The organism is Enterococcus pallens ATCC BAA-351, assembly GCF_000407485.1.
Classification (GTDB): Bacteria; Bacillota; Bacilli; order Lactobacillales; family Enterococcaceae; genus Enterococcus_A; species Enterococcus_A pallens.
Genome location: NZ_ASWD01000005.1, coordinates 243529 through 263866 on the forward strand (window position 1 = coordinate 243529; position 20338 = coordinate 263866).

Sequence of the window (20338 nt, forward strand, 5' to 3'; positions counted from 1 at the left end):
TTCGCTCCTTTTCTTAAAACTCTACGATTTCTTTCACTTTTGCTTCGATATCTGCTGCATTAGGAAGCCAGATGCCTTCTGCTTGTCCAAATGGGAAAATCGTATCTGGAGCAGAAACACGTCCAATTGGTGCTTCTAATGAAAGAATAGCCCGCTCGGAAATTTCAGAAATGACTTGAGCAGAAACCCCCGCTTGTTTTTGTGCTTCTTGAACTACCACAACACGACCAGTTTTTTCAACTGATTTTATGATCGTTTCCACATCTAGCGGTGCTACTGTACGCAAATCAATGATTTCAGCATTGATGTTTTCTTTTGCCAAATTATCGGCAGCTTTAATCGCTTCACGAACCATTGCACCATATGTGATGATGGATACATCAGAACCTTCTTTAGTTACAGCTGCTTTATCTAATGGTACTTCATAAATACCATCTGGCACTTCCTCACGGAACGAACGGTATAGTTTCATGTGTTCCAAGAAAATAACTGGATCGTTGTTACGAATAGACGCAATCAATAGACCTTTAGCATCGTAAGGATTTGATGGAATAACCACACGCAAACCAGGTGATTGAGCCATTAATCCTTCTAAGTTATCTGAGTGAAGCTCTGGTGTATGCACGCCGCCACCAAATGGTGAACGGACAGTCACTGCCAAATTACGAGTATTGCCCATACGGTAGCGAGTACGAGCCATTTGCCCAACAATCTCGTCCATTGTTTCAAATACAAAGCCGAAGAATTGAATTTCGGGAACGGGACGAAAGCCTTCTAGTGCTAATCCGAAAGCTAAACCACCAATTCCTGATTCAGCAAGGGGGGTATCAAATACTCGTTCTTCACCAAATTTATCTTGCAGTCCTTCTGTTGCTCGGAAGACCCCACCGTTTTTACCAACGTCTTCACCGAAAACCAAGACATCTTCATCTTTTTCAAGCATCAGAGCTAAGGCATCTGTAATTGCTTGGATCATTGTTTTTTGTGCCATTTTTATTTCGACTCCTTCGCTTCGTAGATTTCAATTTGTTCTTTAATATTTTGTGGTTGAACTTCATACATGTTTTTCAAGAAATCAGATACTTTTTGTTTTGGTGCACGATCAGCATCAGCGATTGCTTGTTTGATTTCTTCTTTAGTTTGTTCAATGATTTGTTCTTCTTTTTCTTCAGACCACAAGCCTTTTTCCGTTAAGTAATTGCGGAAACGGATTAATGGATCTTTTTGTTGCCATTCATCATCCATGTCCTTCGTACGATAACGAGTTGGATCATCTCCAGATAATGTATGTGGACCATAACGATAGGTTAAGGCTTCGATTAAAACAGGTCCATTTCCATTAGCTGCCCATTCACGAGCCATTTTAGAAACGGTGTACATTGCTAATGGGTCCATTCCGTCTACTTGGATACCTGGAATACCAGCTGCAACTGCCTTTTGAGCTAAGGTTGCTGCCGCGGTTTGTTTTTCACGTGGAGTCGAAATCGCAAAACCGTTATTTTGAATATAGAAAACTGCATTCGCGTGATAAGCTCCTGCAAAGTTAATTGCTTCATAAAAATCGCCTTGAGAAGATCCGCCGTCACCAGTATAGGTGAAGACTACATTCTTTTTCTTGCGTTTCTTCATGGCTAATGCCACACCAGCTGCTTGTACATACTGTGCACCGATAATGATTTGCGGTGGCAATGCTTGTAAATCATCAGCATACAAGTTCCCAGCAACATGACCACGAGACCATAGGAAAGCTTCAGACAATGGAAGTCCGTGTTGAACCAATTGAGGCACATCACGATAACCTGGAAGTAAAACATCTTCTTTTTCAAAAGCAAAATGGCTGGCAAGCTGACTGGCTTCTTGTCCTGCGGTTGGTGCATAAAATCCTAAGCGTCCTTGACGGTTTAATGCAGTTGAACGTTGATCCAATACGCGCGACCAAACCATTCTTGTCATCAATTCTACTAATTCTTCGTCAGTTAATTCAGGAATTAACTCCTCGTTTACGACTTTCCCCTCTTGATCAAGTGCCTGATAGACTGGGAAATCTGCATTGATATTTTCCAGTAAGGCTTCAAAATCAATTGCATTCTTTTTTTCTGCCATGTTGTAACACAATCCTCTCTTTAAGTCTTTAGAAAGTGATACAGAGCTTCAATCTGTATCATTGTTCTGTTGCTTACATATCTAAAGTAACATTTTTATTAGTGAAAGACAACCAATATGCTGTGGTATTTTGAAGAAAATGAAGCGATTTTCCTGAGTGAATTGTGACAACAAAAACAAACTCTTCTCATTTTAGCTTTTTATTCAGTGTATTTTTGAAAACGTTCTACACAATACTGGGCCTAAAGGATTACCAAATCGCTCTTCTTTCATTATACATTCATTTAAAAATCACATGTGAAATTAGAAACAATCTAAATTAGTACTTGTTCTTGAAAATGCAAAAAAAGAAACAGAGTAACGAAAATCGTTACTCTGTTACAATCAAATCCATTCTTTTGCAATTTTTATATAAAGGAACTTAGCAAATTGGACTGCCGCCATATACGCTGCGACAATACCTACAAACCAAACCCAGTAATTGACAGGTAATTGGACAAATTCAAATTGTTCTCGGAATGGCGACAAAACAATAATCATACCAATGATAACCGCTGACATTATGCTAGCAAATACTGGCAGAGAAGGTCGGCTTTGAATAAATGGAATTTTTCGTGTTCTTACCATTAAAACGACTAAAGCCTGAGTTGCTAATCCCACCATGAACCAGCCTGTTTGAAATAAGCTTTGGTTTCCAACAGTATTTGCTCCAAATACGAACCACATCACTAAGAAAGTAATCACATCGAAAATTGAACTGACTGGTCCAATACAAACAGTAAATTTCATAAGCCCATTGGTTTCCCATTTAGTTGGCTTTAGCAGCTCCTCTTCATCAACGTTATCCCAAGGAATAGTTAGTTGAGCAATATCATAAATTAGGTTTTGCAGCAAAAGTTGCAATGACAGCATTGGCAAGAAAGGCAAGAAAGCACTGGCAATCAAAATGGAAAACACATTTCCGAAGTTTGAACTAATGGTAATCTTGATGTATTTCATCATATTACTAAACACTCTGCGGCCTTCAATTACTCCACTTTCCAATACATTCAAACTTTTTTCTAAAAGTATAATTGAACTTGCATCTTTAGTAATATCCGCTGCTGTATCCACTGAAATTCCTACATCTGCTTTACGCAAAGCAGGCGCATCGTTTATTCCATCACCCATAAAACCAACTGTGTGACCCGTTGTTTGTAAAGCTTCAATAATTCGTGCTTTTTGCATGGGATTCAATTTAGCGAATAAATGAGTTTGATTTGCTGCCTGCTGCAGCTCTTCATCACTCATTTGATCGACCTGGTTGCCTAAAACAAATCTATTTGCGTCAATACCTACATCTTGGCAAACCTTTTGCGCTACAATTGCATTGTCGCCTGTTAGAACTTTTACATCTACCCCGTGTTCATGCAAAGAAGCGATCGCAGTAATTGCTGATTCTTTCGCCGGATCTAAAAAGCCCATAAAACCAATCAAGGTCATGTCCTTTTCGTCCTCTGTACTATAAACAGCTTCGTCATGCGCGTCTCGTTTAATTGCCACTGTAATTACACGCATCCCCTGACGATTCATTCGCTCGTTAACACTTTTCAACTGTTGATGCAGTTCCTCAGTGAATTCAAGTACTTCACCATCAATTTCAACATATTTACAGATTGACGCCATCTCTTCAACCGCACCTTTAGTAATCATCCATTGGTGTTCGTCCGCCTTTACCACGACAGTTAAACGACGTCGAGAAAAATCAAACGGTATTTCATCAATTTTTTGCACCGAATCAAAAGGTAATTTTCGACTTTCCTCCTCGTAGTAATTAATGACAGCAATGTCCATTAGGTTTTTCCAGCCTGTTTGATAATTTGAATTCAAAAAGGCCAAATCCAAGACCTGAGTATTTTCTTTGCCTAATGGATCAAGGTGCTGAACTAAAACTACTCGATCCTCAGTAATCGTGCCTGTCTTATCTGTACATAATACATCCATACTCCCTAAGTTTTGAATTGAAGGAAGTTCCTTCACGATTACTTTATGCTTTGATAAGGTTAATGCTCCTTTTGCTAAGTTAGAGCTGACAATCATTGGCAGCATTTCTGGTGTTAAACCGACTGCAACAGCAATAGCGAAGAAAAAGGCATTGCTCCAATCACCCTTTGTGAGTCCATTAATTAAGAAAACTAATGGGAAAAGCACCATAATCAAGCGCAACAATACTTTACTGACACGAGCTAAACCAACGTCAAAGGAAGTTTTGCCGCGTTTGGTTGTGGCATTTTTCGCAATATCGCCAAAGAAAGTCTGTTGGCCAGTTTTCAAAATAATTGCTCGTCCCTGACCGCTTAATACATCCGTCCCCATAAAAACTAAATTTGACATATCTAATGCATTATTTTCATCATCAGAATCTATGGAAGCGGATTTCTCTACTGGCATTGATTCACCAGTCAAAGAAGATTGATTCACAAATAAATCCTTCGTCCAAATTAAAACTGCATCTGCAGGAATCATATCGCCAGTCGCTAAAGTTAAAATATCTCCTGGTACTACTTCATCCATGGGAATTTCTTTTGTCTGACCTTCCCTAGTAATTGCCGCCGTATTTTCAATCATTTCCCGCAATTCAATACTTGCTTTTTGCGAACGATATTCTTGAATGAAAGTAATCAGGACACTAGCTAAGATCATTATTCCCATAACAATAGCTGCTTCGTAATCAGAAGTTAAAAAAGATACGATCATCAATAGTGCCAACACATATACAAACAAGTCATTGAATGCTTGAATGAATAAAATAATTGCTGGAGTAGGCTTTTGAGCTGATACTTCATTGGGACCATACTCTTCTAATCTTGCTTGAGCATCCTCTTCAGATAATCCTTTCAAAGATGTGCGTAAATTCAGGAATAAATCACGATCTGATAATAGTGCTAGTTTCATTAATTCTTGATCTTTACTTATTTTGCGTGTGATGAGGTTCTTTTTGTTCATCATAGTATTTCCTCCTACCAGTAGAGAAAGTCACTGTCTTCCCTACTTTTTCTATTTTCGGTCGACTTTCATCTGGATGATCCATAGATCCTCACCTCCCTTTCTTTCAGGCAAAGCAAAAAGCGCGTACTCGATAATGAGTACGCGCAAAAGCAATCACGGTCGTCATCGTCGAGCTTTAGCACTATAGGGCGTAGACAGATAAATCTGTCAGCTGCGTTATGAATCACCTTCACGATGATTCCTGTTCAACCAACTAAGAGTCTCTCGATTCTTTCGCGGCAGCAGCTTGTGTCCATATAGGAGCCTCACCTAACAATTAATATAATTTCCATCTTTACTATAGTAGACATAGATAACAGTGTCAACTATTAGAATGCTATCTGTGAAAAATCAAATAGAAATTAAACAATAGATTGACAATACCTGTCTAGCCTGAAGAACAACTATCAGCAGTATTTTACTATTATTCATCAAAAATAAGACTTTGATGTAGTAGTCTACAATAGTAAACCCATGATTTTTAAAACTATGTAATAAAATTACTAATTCTAAAAAAACCTTCCTTGAATCTATCATTCATCAAGAAAGGTCTAAATAGTTATTCTTTTATCAAGTGCTGCTCTTTTGCAAATTCATCCACAGCAGAATTGGGCTTATTACTAAAATAATCCGCAAACTTTTTACTCCATAATTTAGTTTCCCGAGCTTCAGCAAAAATTTCCATCGTTTGATCGTACTCTTCAATTTCTTGATAGTCATAATCTTGATACCCATCGTAATGGACAACTACTTTTTCTGGTAAACGAGGTTTTACCTGCATTTCCACAGTTGGTTTTCCAATGCTTAAGCCAGCGATTGGTAGGACATAATCTGGCAAATTCAGTAGTTCACTGATTTTTTTTATGTCTTTTCGGATGCTGCCGACTACCACACTACCTAAGCCTAATGATTCAGTGGCTATAACCGCATTTTGTAAAGCTAGCGCAGTATCTGTTACTGCCGTAATTAAGGGATCAATTCCTTCAGAAATTGGATAATCTACCTGATAATGCTCTGAAACTTTTTGTGTGCGTTTCAGATCGGCAGCAAACAATAAGAATACAGAACTCTTTAACATATGAGGATTACCTGGATTCATTTCAACAAACTTTTGGCGAATGTCTGGATTCTTGATGACAATAATGCTGTACATTTGACCATTCATCCAACTGGGTGCTTGACGGCTAGCATCTAAAATTTGCTGTAGTTCTTCATCTGTCAGCTGATAATTTTCATCAAAGTCACGATAAGTACGATGATTTTTCAATACTTCAATTGTTTCATTCAACCTTACGTCCTCCTATAATTCCCGATATTTTTTTTAATTTCACAAAAAAGGCGCGACACTCCTCTTCTGTCATTCGAGTATAATTTACCCGCATAGCCATTGTATCATTACTAAAGAGAAATGAGGGGGCTACCAGTAATTTTTCTTGTAAAAAATGAGCCCAGTCTTTGCGAGTTAATCTCTGGTGCCGCCACTTCAGCCAAACATAAAGCCCACCATTTATTGACTTAAATTCCCAATCATCAGCAACACTTTGAGCATATTGGTAAAAATAATTTCGCTTACTTTCCAAGGTAGCGATCAAGGAATGTCGATTTTCCTCGAAGGCTCTATCCGTCAAAGCGGTATAAGCCACAACCTGAGGGAAAACACTGATGGAAAAGTCCATCATTTGTTTTGCTTCAGCCAAGCGCTGGATTAAATTCTGATCTGCAATAATCCAACCAATCTTAATAGAAGAACCAAAAACCTTTGACAATGATCCTAGATGAATCACTTGATGAGGCGCTAATGCCTTCAGTGATGATGGTAGTTGTTCAAAATTTAGTTCACTAAAAACATCATCCTCTACAATTGGCAATTGGTACTTTTCACTTAAGGCAATTAATTGCTTGCGCCGCTTTAATGTCATAGTATTCCCGGTAGGATTTTGGAAGGTTGGATTCACAATGATCAGCTTAACTTTTTTAGCTAGTATTAATTGCTCCAAGGCTTCAATTTGCATTCCTTCTTCATCCATAGGCACGCCATACAATCGGACGCCTGCTGTATCGAAAATTGGTAAAGAATACAAAAACGAAGGATCTTCAATTGCCACGCTGTCTCCAGCTTCCAGCATAATTTGCAGTAATAGAAACAAAGCTTGTTGAGCACCAGAAGTGATTAATACTTGATTCGTCCCTACTTTCAACCCTTGTTCTCTAGCTAATCGTTCACATATCACTTTTTGTAAAGGAGGGTACCCAAGTTCTCTCTGTTTCTTTTCTTCAATTAAAAGCTCTTCCCATGTGTAAGCAGGTAATTGAAAATCAGGTATTAAGTCTAAAGGTAATTCTCCTGTATACAGATCCAAAGCTTGAGGGTCCTTTTGAAGTTCATGCAATTCTAACAAATACGTCTCTATTCGTGGTATCTCTCGGCTTAACAGTTGTCGCCAGTTCATGCGAGGTGTCGCACTTCTACCCCATTTTCCTTCATTAACCAAGGTTCCACTACCCTGTTTACGAATAATCCAACCTAAACTCACCAATTCTTCTAGAGCATGGACTACAGTCGAACGATTGACCCCGTATCTATCAGCCAGCTTGCGTTCAGAAGGCAAACGATCACCAGGATTTAATTGTCCTGTTTGAATGTATTCGATAATTTGTTCCATGATTTGTTGGTAAACAGGTATTTTTTTGGTCGTGTCTAATTCCCACATAGTATAACCTCAACTTTTTATTGGATGATTTAAAGCTAAACCAATTTCAATGGGCTGTCAATAATCAATAGCTCCATTTTTCATATACAGATGTTGAAAATTTCTATTTTGCTTAAACCGTTATGTGGATTCTATTTCTCTGCATAATTTTTGTTACAATGAATAGACAAGATTAGTAGAAATGAGGGAGAAAAATGATTAAAAATATCGTTTTTGATCTAGGCAATGTTTTGGTCGACTATGAACCAGCAAAATTTATTAGCAAATTTACGGAGAATCCTCAATATCAAAAATATCTACTGGAGAACATTTTTTTAACTGCGGAATGGATTGATTTCGACCGAGGAACTATTACCAAAGAAGAGATTGCCCGCCGTGCTCTTAAAAAGGCACCTGCAGAATTAGAAGAAGCTATTCACCATATTTTAGATACTTGGTACCAAGAAATTATACCAATTCCAGAGATGGAAGCAGTTGTTGTGCAACTGAAAGAACTGGGATATAAGCTTTACGTTCTTTCAAATGCCCCTGTTGATTTTTATCAATACGAAAAAAATATCCCCGTATTAAAACATATGGACGGTGTTTTTGTAACTGCTGATTGGAAAGTAATTAAACCAGAAGCTGAAGTATACTATACATTTTGTCACCATTTTCAGCTAGTTCCTGCACAATGTATCTTTTTGGATGATCTCCCGGTAAATGTGGCTGGAGCTCGTGCAATTGGTATGGAAAGCTTTGTCTTTCGTAAAGACCTTATTGCATTAAAAGAGTACTTTAGTGATTTCGGAATTGAAATCAAAATTTAATAGAAAATCCCGCTGCAAAACACTGCAACGGGATTTTTTGGACTTTATTATTAAATAGTATCTCCATTGAAAATAGAGTTCTTCACTACGACATAGTCTACTGTGCGAATTGCTTCCAGATCGTTTCCGCCAGCATATGAAATTGAAGATTGCAGGTCTTGCTGCATTTCAATCAAGGTATCTTGTAATGGACCCTTGTAAGGAATCCAAATTTTCTTACCTTCTACGTTTTTCTTTTCGCCTTTTTGGAATTCTGAAGCACTACCGAAATATTCTTTGTACACCACACCATCTTGTACCATGGTTTCTCCTGGAGATTCTTCATGACCGGCAAATAGCGAGCCAATCATCACCATCGAGGCACCGAAACGTACGGATTTTGCGATATCGCCATGGGTTCTGATACCACCATCTGCAATGATGGGCTTGCGGGCTGCTTTAGCACACCAAGCAAGAGCAGCTAGTTGCCAGCCGCCAGTACCAAAACCTGTTTTAATTTTAGTAATACACACTTTACCAGGTCCAATTCCAACTTTAGTTGCATCAGCCCCCGCATTTTCCAACTCTCTAACTGCTTCTGGCGTTCCAACATTTCCAGCAATTACAAAGGTTTGCGGCAAAAATTCCTTAATATGCTTAATCATCTTAATCACGGGTTCAGAGTGTCCGTGGGCAATATCAATTGTGATATAATCTGGAGCTAAGTTCTTATCAGCCAATTCTTTTACGAAGTCGTATTCGTTCGCTTTGACCCCCACACTGATAGAGGTAATGAAGCCGCGTTTGCGCATCTTTTTAATGAAAGGGATTCGTTCTTCTTCATAAAAACGATGCATAATATAAAAATAGCCGTTTTCTGCTAAAAATTCAGCAATTTTTTCATCGATAATAGTCTGCATATTGGCAGGAACTACTGGCATTTTAAAGGTATGTTTGCCTAAGGTAACGCTAGTGTCGCATTCGGAACGGCTGTTAACGATACATTTGTTAGGAATTAGTTGAATATCTTCATAATCAAATACTTTCATGAATTTCCTCCGTAATTTGAGTGACGTAAAAAAACATAGAGCCGTTATCGGCCCTATGTAATTTACAACAATTCAGAACAAAAAGCAAGCTTTTTTTGCAGAACTTCCGCAAAACACGAACATTAAATCAAACTTTTTGCATTTCTCTCAAATTTTTGGCTTGAAGGCTGACTAGATAGATGACATCCTCCATTTCAGCTTCAGTAGTCACATTCATTTCGAATTGCTTAGTATCTTTGGTTACCTGTTGATACTCCTCTTTAAACTCTTCAGACATCACCTGAAGCATTGGCTCCAAGTATTTTCGACCAAACTCGGGGAAGGGTGTCACAACTGAAAAATAATCGTCATGGATAATAATGCGGCACAGGACACCACCATATTGTATTACTTCAATGTACCAGCCAAATCGTTTTTGAAACATAATTTTGATTTCAGGCTCATAATGCCGATTTAGCTGAGCAAGTAAAATTTTCAAGTAATGAGCGTTAGGTAAAAAGTCCATAAACTGGTTTAAGTCCGGTTTAGCAGCTTCCATTTGCGATATTTGCCACTTGTTTTCCATATCACTCGCCTCTTTCATTAAGGTAAGTCATTCCCTGCAGCTAGATAAATACTGTACCAGTCTTCTCTCGTCAAGACCACGTCTGCTGCCTCCGCAATCTCCTTAATTCGTTGTTCGTTCATTGTTCCGGCAATGACTTGCATGTTAGCTGGATGACGTAAAATCCAAGCGCTTGCTAACCCGGTTGGGGTCGTTTTGTAACGCTGTGCCAGCTCTTTTAGTTTTTTATTCAATTCAGGGAATTTTGGACTGTCAATGAAGACTCCTTCAAAGAAACCATATTGGTAAGGCGACCAAGCTTGGATCGTCATTTGATTAATCCGAGAATATTCGATCAATCCACCATCATGATCCACACTGCGGTCATCCTTCATATTCACGTGAATACCTTGGTCAATCATACCAGTATGCATAATACCAAATTGTAACTGATTGGCAATCAACGGCTGCTTCACTGCTGTTTTCAATAGTTCGATTTGACTTGGATTTTGATTACTTACACCAAAATGACGAACTTTACCTTCTTTTTCCAATTGATTAAAGGCTTCGGCTACTTCATCTGGTTCCACTAAAGCATCCGGGCGGTGTAGTAATAAAGCATCCAAGTAGTCAGTACCTAAACGTTTCAAGCTGCCTTCAACAGCTTCAATGATATGTTCTTTAGAAAAATCGAACATTACACCTGGTACAATCCCACATTTGCTTTGGATCACTAAATCCTCCCGTTTGATATTCGTTTGTTTCAGAGCATCGCGAAATACTTCTTCACATTCCCCTTTGCTGTATATATCTGCATGATCAAAGAAATTAATGCCCTGTTCCACCGCTGTTTCAATCACGCGAACAGGATCTGCTGCTTTATTCATTCGCATACAGCCTAAAATAACCGCTGAAACTTCTAAATCGGTTGAACCAAATTTAATCTTCTTCATTGAACAATCCCCTTTTAGGTTTTCTAATCGTTTTTTCATAATAAGTTTACCATTTTAATTCCGTTCTGTCATTTTATATGCAATATTCTTCAAAAATTACAAGTAAATGGTAAATAGCGCTTCCATCACTATAAGAATCGTTTTAGTATACTGCCATCAAACATCCACCAAAACTTTAAATAATGAGTTTTCAAAAAACGCCTTTTCTATTATCGCTTTTCTTTTACTATCTGTAAAGTAGCAAACGTTCATTTCTTAAATTTTTCTCTCAGTAAATTGCCACGTGAATAAAACTCTAAAAAGTAGTCATAGACAAGCAAATAATTGTGAAATTCTCATTATTTACGAAAAAACAGCCGCCTCAAAAAACGAGACAGCTGTTGCATGCATATTTCATTATCGTTTGCTTTTATCACCAATATCATTGCGGTAAAAGAAGTCAGTTGTATCTACACTTTCCAACGCTTGATAGACCTTTGCTTGAGCCGCTTCAATAGTGTCTGCTTCAGCTTCTACTAAGAATACCCGTCCACCAGAAGCGGTCAACTGTTCACTTTCACCAGTTACTCCTGCGTAATAAACGTTAATTTCACCAGCAACATCTGGGATAGCCATACCTTTTTTATAAGAAGCCGGATATCCTTCGGCTGCGACAACTACACCGACAGCTGCGTTTTCTTTCCACTTCAGCTCAGGCTGTTTGCCTTCCAATAAATCGTCAATAATTACTGCCAGGTCACTTGCCATTCGCGGTAAAACGACTTGTGTTTCAGGATCACCGAAGCGGGCATTGAATTCAATCACTTTGGGACCTTCCTTGGTGGAAATTAGTCCGGCATATAAAATACCAGTAAATGGCGTCCCATTCTCCACCATGCCGCTGGCTGCTGGATGAAGTACCTTGTCGATTGCTTCCTGAACAGTGGTCTCTGAAATTTGTGGTACTGGTGAATAGGCACCCATGCCACCAGTATTAGGTCCCTTATCCTGATCGTAAGCTCGTTTGTGATCTTGAGAAATCACCATTGGGTACACTTCTTCGTTGCGAACAAAAGCTAACAGTGAGAACTCTTCTCCTTCAAGAAATTCTTCTACCACCACTTTTGACCCACTAGCACCAAATTTCAGATCCGTCATCATTTCCTTTAAAGCAGCCAAAGCTTCATCTAAAGTCATAGCCACTGTAACACCTTTACCGGCTGCCAATCCATCGGCTTTAATGACAATCGGTGCTCCTTGTTCTTTTACGTAGGCAACAGCCTCTTCATAGTCAGTAAAGGATTTATAAGCGGCTGTTGGAATCTGATTATTTACCATAATTTCTTTGGCGAATTCCTTCGAGCCTTCAATCATTGCCGCCTGCTTATTAGGTCCAAAAACCATTAGGCCTGCTGCTTGAAAATCGTCCACGAGACCATTTAATAAAGGAACCTCCGGGCCCACAAAGGTCCAAGTAATCTCTTGCTCCTGAGCAAACTCAATTAACTCAGGATGATTATCTTCTTGAATAGCAACAGTTTGGATTCCATCCTTTTCCATGCCAGGATTTCCCATCGCACAATAAACAGCTGATACTTTAGGACTGGAGAGAATCTTTTTTGCAATAGCGTGTTCCCGTCCGCCGCTGCCGATAATTAATACCTTCATTTGTTTCCTCCCTCTTAATGTCTAAAGTGACGTCCGCCAGTGAAAACCATAGCGACGCCATATTTATTTGCCATAGCAATGGAGTCCTTGTCACGGATACTCCCACCTGGTTGAACAATTGCTTTGATACCATGCTGTGCTGCATATTCCACACTGTCATCCATTGGGAAATAGGCATCGCTGGCTAAAACAGCTCCATCCATTTTATCTTTGGCTTGCTCAAGTGCGATTTCAACAGAGCCGACGCGATTCATTTGGCCTGCACCGACGCCAACGGTTTGATGCGCATTGGCTACCACAATCGCATTAGATTTGACATGCTTCACTGCTTTCCAAGCGAAGCTTAAAGCCTCCAGCTCTTCATCAGTTGGCTGACGGTCTGTTACGACTTCCCAAGTGTCGGAAGCTTCAGTTATTAGGTCTTGATCTTGTTGCAATAAACCACCCAAGACAGAGACGACTTCTGGTGAATGATCTTCTCTCATCTGGTCAAAATCCAGTTGCATTAGACGCAGATTTTTCTTAGATGCTAGCAAATCAAAGGCTTCCTGATCAAATGCAGGCGCCACAATAATTTCCAAAAATAGCTTGTGCATTTCTTCAGCTGTTTTTAAATCAATAGGACGGTTAGCAATCAGAATTCCGCCAAAAATTGATTTTGGATCGGCTTCATAAGCAAATTGATATGCCTCTGCAATGGTCTTACCACTACCGATCCCGCAAGGATTCATATGCTTCAAGGCAACAATAGTCGGCTCATCAAACTCTCTAATAATTCGTAAAGCTGCATCCGCATCCTTAATATTATTGTAGGACAATTCCTTGCCATGCAGTTGTTTAGCACTAGCAATAGAAAAAGGCACGGGTAAGGCAGACTGATAAAAGGCAGCTTGTTGGTGGCTATTTTCACCATAACGCAGCGATTGTTTTAAATCATAAGTTAAAGTCAGCTTCTCAGGTTCAGCTTCTCCCACAGCATTCGTCAGATACTCTGCAATCAACGCATCGTAAGCAGCTGTGTGCCGGAAAACTTTCGCAGCCAAACGCTTACGGGTTGCTAACGTAGTTTCCTTATTTTCTTTCAATTCACTTAATACAACTTCGTAATCTTTCGGATCAACGACTACTGTAACAGCATTAAAGTTTTTAGCAGCTGAACGCAGCATGCTCGGCCCGCCGATGTCAATGTTTTCAATGGCTTCTTCTTCGGAGACACCCGTCTTGCTAATCGTTTCTTTAAAAGGATACAAATTAACACAAACAAAATCGATCGGCTGAATGTCATGCTCTTTCATGGCATCCATATGCTCAACCACATCGCGACGACCTAAAAGTCCGCCATGGATTTTGGGATGCAAGGTTTTTACCCGGCCATCCATCATTTCTGGAAAACCAGTAACTTCATCGATTGCTAATGTAGCAATCCCTGCTTCATCCAAAGCTTTCTTAGTACCGCCAGTTGAAATAATTTCAATGCCTTGTTCAACTAAGCCTTTAGTAAATGCTATAATTCCCGTTTTATCTGATACACTGATGAGTGCTCGTTTCATGCTTGAATCTCCTTTACAATTTCAGCGATTACTCGTGGATAGAGTTGATGCTCGACTTGATGAATTTTTTCTTCTAGTTGTTCCAACGTATCCGCCGGGTCAACTGCAACAGCTTCCTGAGCGATAATTGGGCCAGTATCAACGCCACTATCAATATAATGAACAGTTACACCTGTTTCACTAACCTTCGCTTCAAAAGCATCGCGAATTCCGTGCAGACCAGGAAAACTAGGTAAAAGCGCTGGGTGAATGTTCACGATACGATTCGGGTAAGCCTCCAGCAATCCCGGACCAATAATTCGCATATAACCAGCTAAAATAATCAGCTCAACTTGATGTTCTGCCAATAGCTCCAATAAAGCTTTTTCATAAGCCTGTTTATTTTCAAATTCTTTTAGTTCAAAAGAGGCACAAGGAATGCGATGTTTCTTTGCTCGTTCCATTACATATGCATCATGATGGTCTGCAAACAACAAGACGATTTCAGCTGGAATTTGACCAGCTTCCACTGCCTGAACAATGGCCTCAAAGTTCGACCCATTACCTGAGGCTAAAACGGCTAATTTCATTGCTGTGCTCCTTTAAAGCTGATGGGTGTATCTTTTTGATCAACTATTTGACCAATCGGATAATAGTCTTCCTTTAATTCTTTTAAGACTGCTTCCACTTGCTCAACTTTATCTGGCGAAACTGCTAAGACCATGCCAATACCCATATTAAAAATTTCGTACATTTCCATTGCTGGAATTTCGCCGTATTTTTTCATGACCTCAAAAATTGGCAATATTGGCCAAGAACCTAAATTGATTTCGCAGGATAAATTATCTGGCAGCATCCGTGGGATATTTTCGACAAAACCGCCACCCGTTACATGGGCGATACCGTTGACTAATTCTTTTTTAACTAATGGTAACACTGACGAAACATAAATTTTGGTCGGTGTTAATAGTTCGTCAGCTAATTTTTTATCTTGCAGCTCAGGAATTTTTGCATCAACCGTTAACTTTTTCTGTTCAAAAAAGATTTTACGCACTAAAGAATAGCCATTGGAGTGAATACCAGAAGATGGCAACCCAATTAAGACATCACCAGCCTGAATTTTTTCGCCAGTAATCATTTGACTCTTTTCGGCAATTCCGACAGTAAAACCAGCTAAATCATAATCATCTTCTCCGTACATACCAGGCATTTCAGCCGTTTCTCCACCAATTAATGCCGCACCAGCCTGTACACAGCCTTCAGCAACTCCTGCAACTACTTGCTCCAAACGTGCCGGAACATTTTTACCAGTAGCAATATAATCTAAAAAGTATAACGGCTCTGCGCCTTGGGCAACAATATCATTGACACACATAGCAACGCAATCAATCCCGATTTGATCGTGTTGGTCTGCTTGAATTGCGACCATTAATTTGGTGCCTACTCCGTCAGTACCTGAAACCAGCACTGGTTCCTTAACATCAAATTGACTTAAATCAAAACAACCGCCAAATCCACCAATCGCACCCATAACACCTTTACGTTCGGTTCTTTTCACATGCTTTTTAATTCGCTCGACTACTTCATAACCAGCTTCTACATCGACGCCGGCCTTTGCATACGCGTTTCCCACTACATTCGCCCCTTTGTTTTTACATTGATTGTTTTAGAAGAAAGATGTTTTTTCTTTTAATGATGCTTGGTACTGCTCTTCGTAATCGTACAACGGCGTTGGAAAATCTCCGTTGAAATAGGCCATACACAACCCTGAATACGGTGCATCAAATTTTAAACCAATTGATTGGATCAGCCCTTCTTCACTTAAAAAGGACAGGGAGTCTGCTTCAATACACTCGCGAATCTCATCCACAGTATGATTGGCTGCAATTAACTCTTTACGCGTTTGGATATCAATGCCGTAAAAACAAGGATAACGCAAAGGAGGCGAAGCAATTCGTACATGAACCTCTTTAGCCCCAGCTTCCTTAAGCAGATTAACAATTCTGCGACTAGTGGTCCCACGAACGATGGAATCATCCACCATAATCACTTTTTTTCCTTCTACGACACCACTCACAGCTGAAAGCTTCATCCGAACCCCTTGCTCCCGCAATTCCTGAGTTGGCTGAATAAAGGTACGAGCCACATACTGGTTTTTTACCAAGCCCATTTCATAAGGAATACCCGATGCTTCAGCATAACCACTAGCAGCTGACAAAGAAGAATTGGGAACACCCACTACCATGTCAGCATCCACTGGTGCTTCTTCGGCTAAGATTTTCCCCATATTTTTCCGAGCACTATGGACATTCACGCCAGCAATATTTGAATCCGGTCGAGCAAAATAAATATACTCCATTGAACAAATAGCATGCTGTGTATCTTCGGTAAAACGATCTACTGTCAAGCCCTCATCATTAATAATAATGATTTCACCAGGATTGACATCCTGAATAAATTCAGCTCCGACGACTTCCAACGCACAGGTTTCAGAAGCTACTACATAGGCTCCATTTACCATGCGACCAATAGACAAAGGACGGAAGCCATTGGCATCTAGCGCCGCAACCATTGAATCTTCTGTTGCGATCAGATAAGCAAACCCGCCTTTTACCGCATTCAAGGATTCTTTTAAACGATCTAGAAAAGTTTCCTTTTGACTGCGGCGAAGCAAATGCATCAAAATTTCTGTATCAGAATTTGAATGAAAAATTGCACCATCTTTTTCCAGCTCTTTGCGCAGGCTTTTCGCATTGGTTAAATTACCGTTATGAGCCAACGCCATGTCACCATCATAAAATTTGAATAAAAACGGTTGAATGTTGTCGACACTACCATTGCCTGCTGTCGCATAGCGAACATGACCAATAGCTGCCTGTCCGGATAATTTTTCTAATTGGCGCTCATCCTTAAACACTTCAGAAAGCAGCCCGAGACCACGATAGCCGGTCAGCTTGCCATTGTTATTTGCCACAATTCCGGCACCCTCTTGCCCCCGGTGCTGCAAACTGTGTAAACCAAAATAAGTGACGCGAGAAGCATCTGGGTGACCCCAGATGCCGAATACGCCACATTCTTCATTTAAGCTTCTTACTTCATAAGACATGGAATAGCTTCCTCCCATAATTGTGCGGCCGTCTTAGTTGCAACTTGAATCCGTGCGTCCTCTGCTTGAATCACTAACTCCTCGCTGTCGGTTACTTCACCAATCAGCTGAGCTTTTTGCCCCATTAGCTCTTCAAAGTCAGCTTGTTGGTTTGCAGGAATAGAGACTACAAAACGTGATTGTGTTTCAGCAAACAAGTTCTCTTTAGGCATTGCCAAGGTCACATTAACCCCTAATCCATTACCAAATGCTGCTTCAGCGATAGCTACAGCTATGCCGCCTTCCGCACAATCATGACTACTTGCAACATACCCTGCCTTAATGGCTTGCAGCATAGCATCTTGGTTAGCTTTTTCAGTTGTTAAATCAAAGTTCATCAGTTTTCCTTCAATCCGCCCTAATTGCATCTTCTGAATTTCCGAGCCGTTGAAGTCTGCGTTCGTTTCACCAACAACATAGATTAAGTCGCCAGCTTGTTTAAATTCTTGGGTCGTAATATGAGCCAAGTCTTCAATTAGACCGACCATTCCAATCATTGGAGTTGGATAGATGGCTTTCCCATTGGTTTCATTGTATAAAGAAACATTTCCGGAAATGACTGGTGTGTTCAAGGTCCGGCAAGCTTCGGAAATCCCATCCGCTGAGGTCCATAACTCCCAGAATACTTCTGGTTTTTCTGGTGAACCGTAATTTAAGCAATCAGTGATCGCCAATGGCTGGCCGCCAGAAGCGACGATATTACGCGCTGCTTCAGCCACTGCAATTTGTCCGCCAACTTCTGGGTTCAAATACAAGTAGCGTGCATTACAGTCAGTTGACATCGCCAATGCTTTATTAGTCCCACGAACACGTAAAACAGCCGCATCACTTCCTGGTCGGACAACCGTATTGGTACGAACTTGTGAATCATAGGTTTCATAAATCGAACGTTTTGAAGCGATAGTTGGCTGCTTCAGTAATTCTAATAATGTTTCACCTGCATCGGTTACTTCTGGTACAAAGTCAGCCATTGCCGCAAATTCTTGGATACGAGCTGGTTCTGTCCGTTCATTTTCATAAACTGGTGCATCCTCAGCCAGTGCATCGACTGGCAAATTCGCAACTTCTTCACCATGATGATATAACCGGTACAAGCCGTCGCTGGTTACTTCTCCGATAGTTACAGCGTCTAATTCATATTTCTTAAACAAGCTAACAACTTCATCTTCATGACCTTGCTCAACACAAATCAGCATCCGCTCTTGTGATTCTGACAGCATCATTTCATACGGTGTCATGTTAGTTTCCCGCTGTGGTACATCGTCTAAGTATAATTTCAAACCAGAGCCGGCCTTTGAAGCCATTTCTGCACTAGAAGATACCAGTCCAGCCGCCCCCATATCTTGAATACCGACTAAAATATCCGAGTGATCCAAGATTAATTCCAAACAAGCTTCCAAAAGTAGTTTTTCCATAAACGGATCGCCAACTTGAACAGCTGAACGCTGTTGTTCTTCGCCTTCAACAAACTCTTCAGAAGCAAAGGTGGCTCCGTGAATGCCATCACGTCCAGTTTTTGCCCCAACATACATAATAGAGTTGCCGACGCCTTTTGCCTGCCCTTTTTGAATATCCTTGTGATCAATTAAGCCCACGCACATTGCATTGACCAAAGGATTCCCTTCGTAGCAAGGATCAAAAGCAACCTCTCCGCCAACTGTCGGAATGCCGATACAGTTGCCGTAACCGCTAATTCCAGCCACCACTTCTTCTAATAAATATTTCGTACGCGCATTATCCAGCTCCCCAAAACGCAGGGAATCCAGACACGCAATCGGACGGGCACCCATACTGAAGATATCGCGGATAATTCCACCCACCCCAGTCGCAGCTCCTTCATAAGGTTCAACAGCCGATGGGTGATTGTGACTTTCTGCTTTAAATACCACTGCTTGTCCATCACCAATATCTACAATTCCAGCACCTTCACCAGGTCCTTGTAAAACTTGTTCCCCATCCGTTGGAAATTTGCGTAAAACAGGCTTCGAATTTTTATAGGAGCAGTGTTCACTCCACATAACGGAAAATAGGCCAGTCTCAGTGTAGTTAGGCATCCGACCAAGAATATCCTCAGAAATCAGGCGATATTCTTCATCTGTCAAGCCCCATTCAGCATAAATACGCTGTTCTTTAATCTGTTGTGGTGTCGGTTCTACATTCATCATTATGCGTTCACCTTTCCGAAGTTGTTTAAAATCGACGCAAAGAATTTTTTGCCGTCTTCTGAACCCAGCAGCGCTTCAACAGCCCGTTCTGGATGGGGCATCATGCCTAAGACATTGCCCTCTTTGTTAATGATTCCTGCAATATTTTTAACACTACCGTTGATGTTGTCACCTTCATAAGTAAAAACAATTTGATTATTCGCTTTTAACGCTGCTAAAGTTTCCTCGTCGCAATAATAATTTCCTTCACCATGAGCAACAGGAATTTGAATGACTTCATCTTCTTCATATTCGCTAGTAAATTTCGTTTGATTGTTGACAACCTTTAACGGAGTAATTTTGCTGATAAATTTCAAGGAATCATTGCGGCGCAAAGCACCTGGCAGCAAACCAGCTTCCGTTAAAATTTGAAATCCATTGCAAGTCCCAAAAACAGGCTTGCCTTCTTTAGCCATTCGCACAACTTCATCCATAATGTTGGCAAAACGAGCAATTGCTCCACAGCGTAAATAGTCGCCGTAAGAAAATCCGCCAGGCAGCAGCACGCCATCAAACCCGGCTAAACTGTCTGCATCATAACGAACGTATTCGCAATCTGCACCCATAATCTCTTTCATTGCCCAGTACATATCCATGTCACAATTTGAACCAGGAAAAACAATGACAGCAAACTTCAT

Annotated in this window: 17 protein-coding genes and 1 riboswitch; of the genes, 1 reads left to right on the forward strand and 16 read right to left on the reverse strand. The window is 40.3% G+C overall.

Annotated elements, in window-relative coordinates; genetic code table 11:
- Positions 1–13 precede the first annotated feature (13 nt).
- From I588_RS20975 to I588_RS20995, 6 genes are all read right to left on the reverse strand, one after another.
- On the reverse strand, positions 14–991 hold the full coding sequence (locus tag I588_RS20975; RefSeq protein ID WP_010758883.1) for an alpha-ketoacid dehydrogenase subunit beta: 978 nt from the start codon (positions 989–991) through the stop codon (positions 14–16).
- Between the two features lie 2 nt (positions 992–993).
- Positions 994–2103, reverse strand: coding sequence for a pyruvate dehydrogenase (acetyl-transferring) E1 component subunit alpha (gene pdhA / locus I588_RS20980; protein ID WP_010758882.1), 1110 nt, complete (start codon positions 2101–2103; stop codon positions 994–996).
- 384 nt (positions 2104–2487) lie between these two features.
- Entirely contained in the window at positions 2488–5088 is a 2601-nt protein-coding gene (gene mgtA / locus I588_RS20985) for a magnesium-translocating P-type ATPase (protein WP_034694468.1), read from the reverse strand.
- Positions 5051–5173, reverse strand: a complete 123-nt coding sequence (locus I588_RS28090; RefSeq protein WP_010758880.1) for a hypothetical protein — start codon at positions 5171–5173, stop codon at positions 5051–5053. The genes mgtA and I588_RS28090 overlap by 38 nt, the downstream gene beginning before the upstream one ends.
- Before the next feature lie 72 nt (positions 5174–5245).
- Positions 5246–5415: riboswitch (M-box (ykoK) riboswitch) on the reverse strand.
- A gap of 274 nt (positions 5416–5689) precedes the next feature.
- Positions 5690–6418: a nitroreductase family protein gene (locus tag I588_RS20990; protein ID WP_010758879.1), complete on the reverse strand. Its 729-nt coding sequence runs from the start codon at positions 6416–6418 to the stop codon at positions 5690–5692.
- Positions 6411–7841: an aminotransferase-like domain-containing protein gene (locus tag I588_RS20995; RefSeq protein ID WP_010758878.1), complete on the reverse strand. Its 1431-nt coding sequence runs from the start codon at positions 7839–7841 to the stop codon at positions 6411–6413. Before I588_RS20995 ends, I588_RS20990 begins: the two co-directional genes overlap by 8 nt.
- 194 nt (positions 7842–8035) lie before the next feature.
- On the opposite strand from I588_RS20995, the gene I588_RS21000 reads away from it, so the two are divergent.
- Positions 8036–8650, forward strand: a complete 615-nt coding sequence (locus I588_RS21000) for an HAD family hydrolase (RefSeq protein WP_010758877.1) — start codon at positions 8036–8038, stop codon at positions 8648–8650.
- A gap of 50 nt (positions 8651–8700) precedes the next feature.
- Here I588_RS21000 and guaC read toward each other — a convergent pair whose 3' ends face one another.
- The 10 genes from guaC to purQ form a co-directional block, all read right to left on the reverse strand.
- The gene (gene guaC / locus I588_RS21005) at positions 8701–9678 is read right to left on the reverse strand and encodes a GMP reductase (protein ID WP_010758876.1); all 978 of its coding nucleotides are present in this window, start codon (positions 9676–9678) and stop codon (positions 8701–8703) included.
- Between the two features lie 127 nt (positions 9679–9805).
- Positions 9806–10243: a DUF3788 family protein gene (locus I588_RS21010; RefSeq protein ID WP_034694255.1), complete on the reverse strand. Its 438-nt coding sequence runs from the start codon at positions 10241–10243 to the stop codon at positions 9806–9808.
- A gap of 17 nt (positions 10244–10260) precedes the next feature.
- On the reverse strand, positions 10261–11175 hold the full coding sequence (locus I588_RS21015; protein WP_010758874.1) for an aldo/keto reductase: 915 nt from the start codon (positions 11173–11175) through the stop codon (positions 10261–10263).
- A 396-nt stretch (positions 11176–11571) separates the two neighbouring features.
- Entirely contained in the window at positions 11572–12822 is a 1251-nt protein-coding gene (purD, locus tag I588_RS21020; RefSeq protein WP_010758873.1) for a phosphoribosylamine--glycine ligase, read from the reverse strand.
- A 14-nt stretch (positions 12823–12836) separates the two neighbouring features.
- Complete coding sequence (gene purH / locus I588_RS21025) at positions 12837–14372, reverse strand: bifunctional phosphoribosylaminoimidazolecarboxamide formyltransferase/IMP cyclohydrolase (RefSeq protein ID WP_010758872.1); 1536 nt, start codon at positions 14370–14372, stop codon at positions 12837–12839.
- A complete protein-coding gene (gene purN / locus I588_RS21030) occupies positions 14369–14941 on the reverse strand; it encodes a phosphoribosylglycinamide formyltransferase (RefSeq protein ID WP_010758871.1) in 573 nt (190 codons plus the stop codon). The genes purH and purN overlap by 4 nt, the downstream gene beginning before the upstream one ends.
- The gene (gene purM, locus I588_RS21035; RefSeq protein WP_010758870.1) at positions 14938–15984 is read right to left on the reverse strand and encodes a phosphoribosylformylglycinamidine cyclo-ligase; all 1047 of its coding nucleotides are present in this window, start codon (positions 15982–15984) and stop codon (positions 14938–14940) included. The genes purN and purM overlap by 4 nt, the downstream gene beginning before the upstream one ends.
- Positions 15985–16017: 33 nt before the next feature.
- Complete coding sequence (gene purF / locus I588_RS21040) at positions 16018–17457, reverse strand: amidophosphoribosyltransferase (protein ID WP_010758869.1); 1440 nt, start codon at positions 17455–17457, stop codon at positions 16018–16020.
- Positions 17442–19661 (reverse strand): phosphoribosylformylglycinamidine synthase subunit PurL, encoded by a 2220-nt coding sequence (purL, locus tag I588_RS21045; RefSeq protein WP_010758868.1) that lies wholly within the window; start codon positions 19659–19661, stop codon positions 17442–17444. Before purL ends, purF begins: the two co-directional genes overlap by 16 nt.
- Positions 19661–20338, reverse strand: a complete 678-nt coding sequence (gene purQ, locus I588_RS21050; RefSeq protein ID WP_010758867.1) for a phosphoribosylformylglycinamidine synthase subunit PurQ — start codon at positions 20336–20338, stop codon at positions 19661–19663. Before purQ ends, purL begins: the two co-directional genes overlap by 1 nt.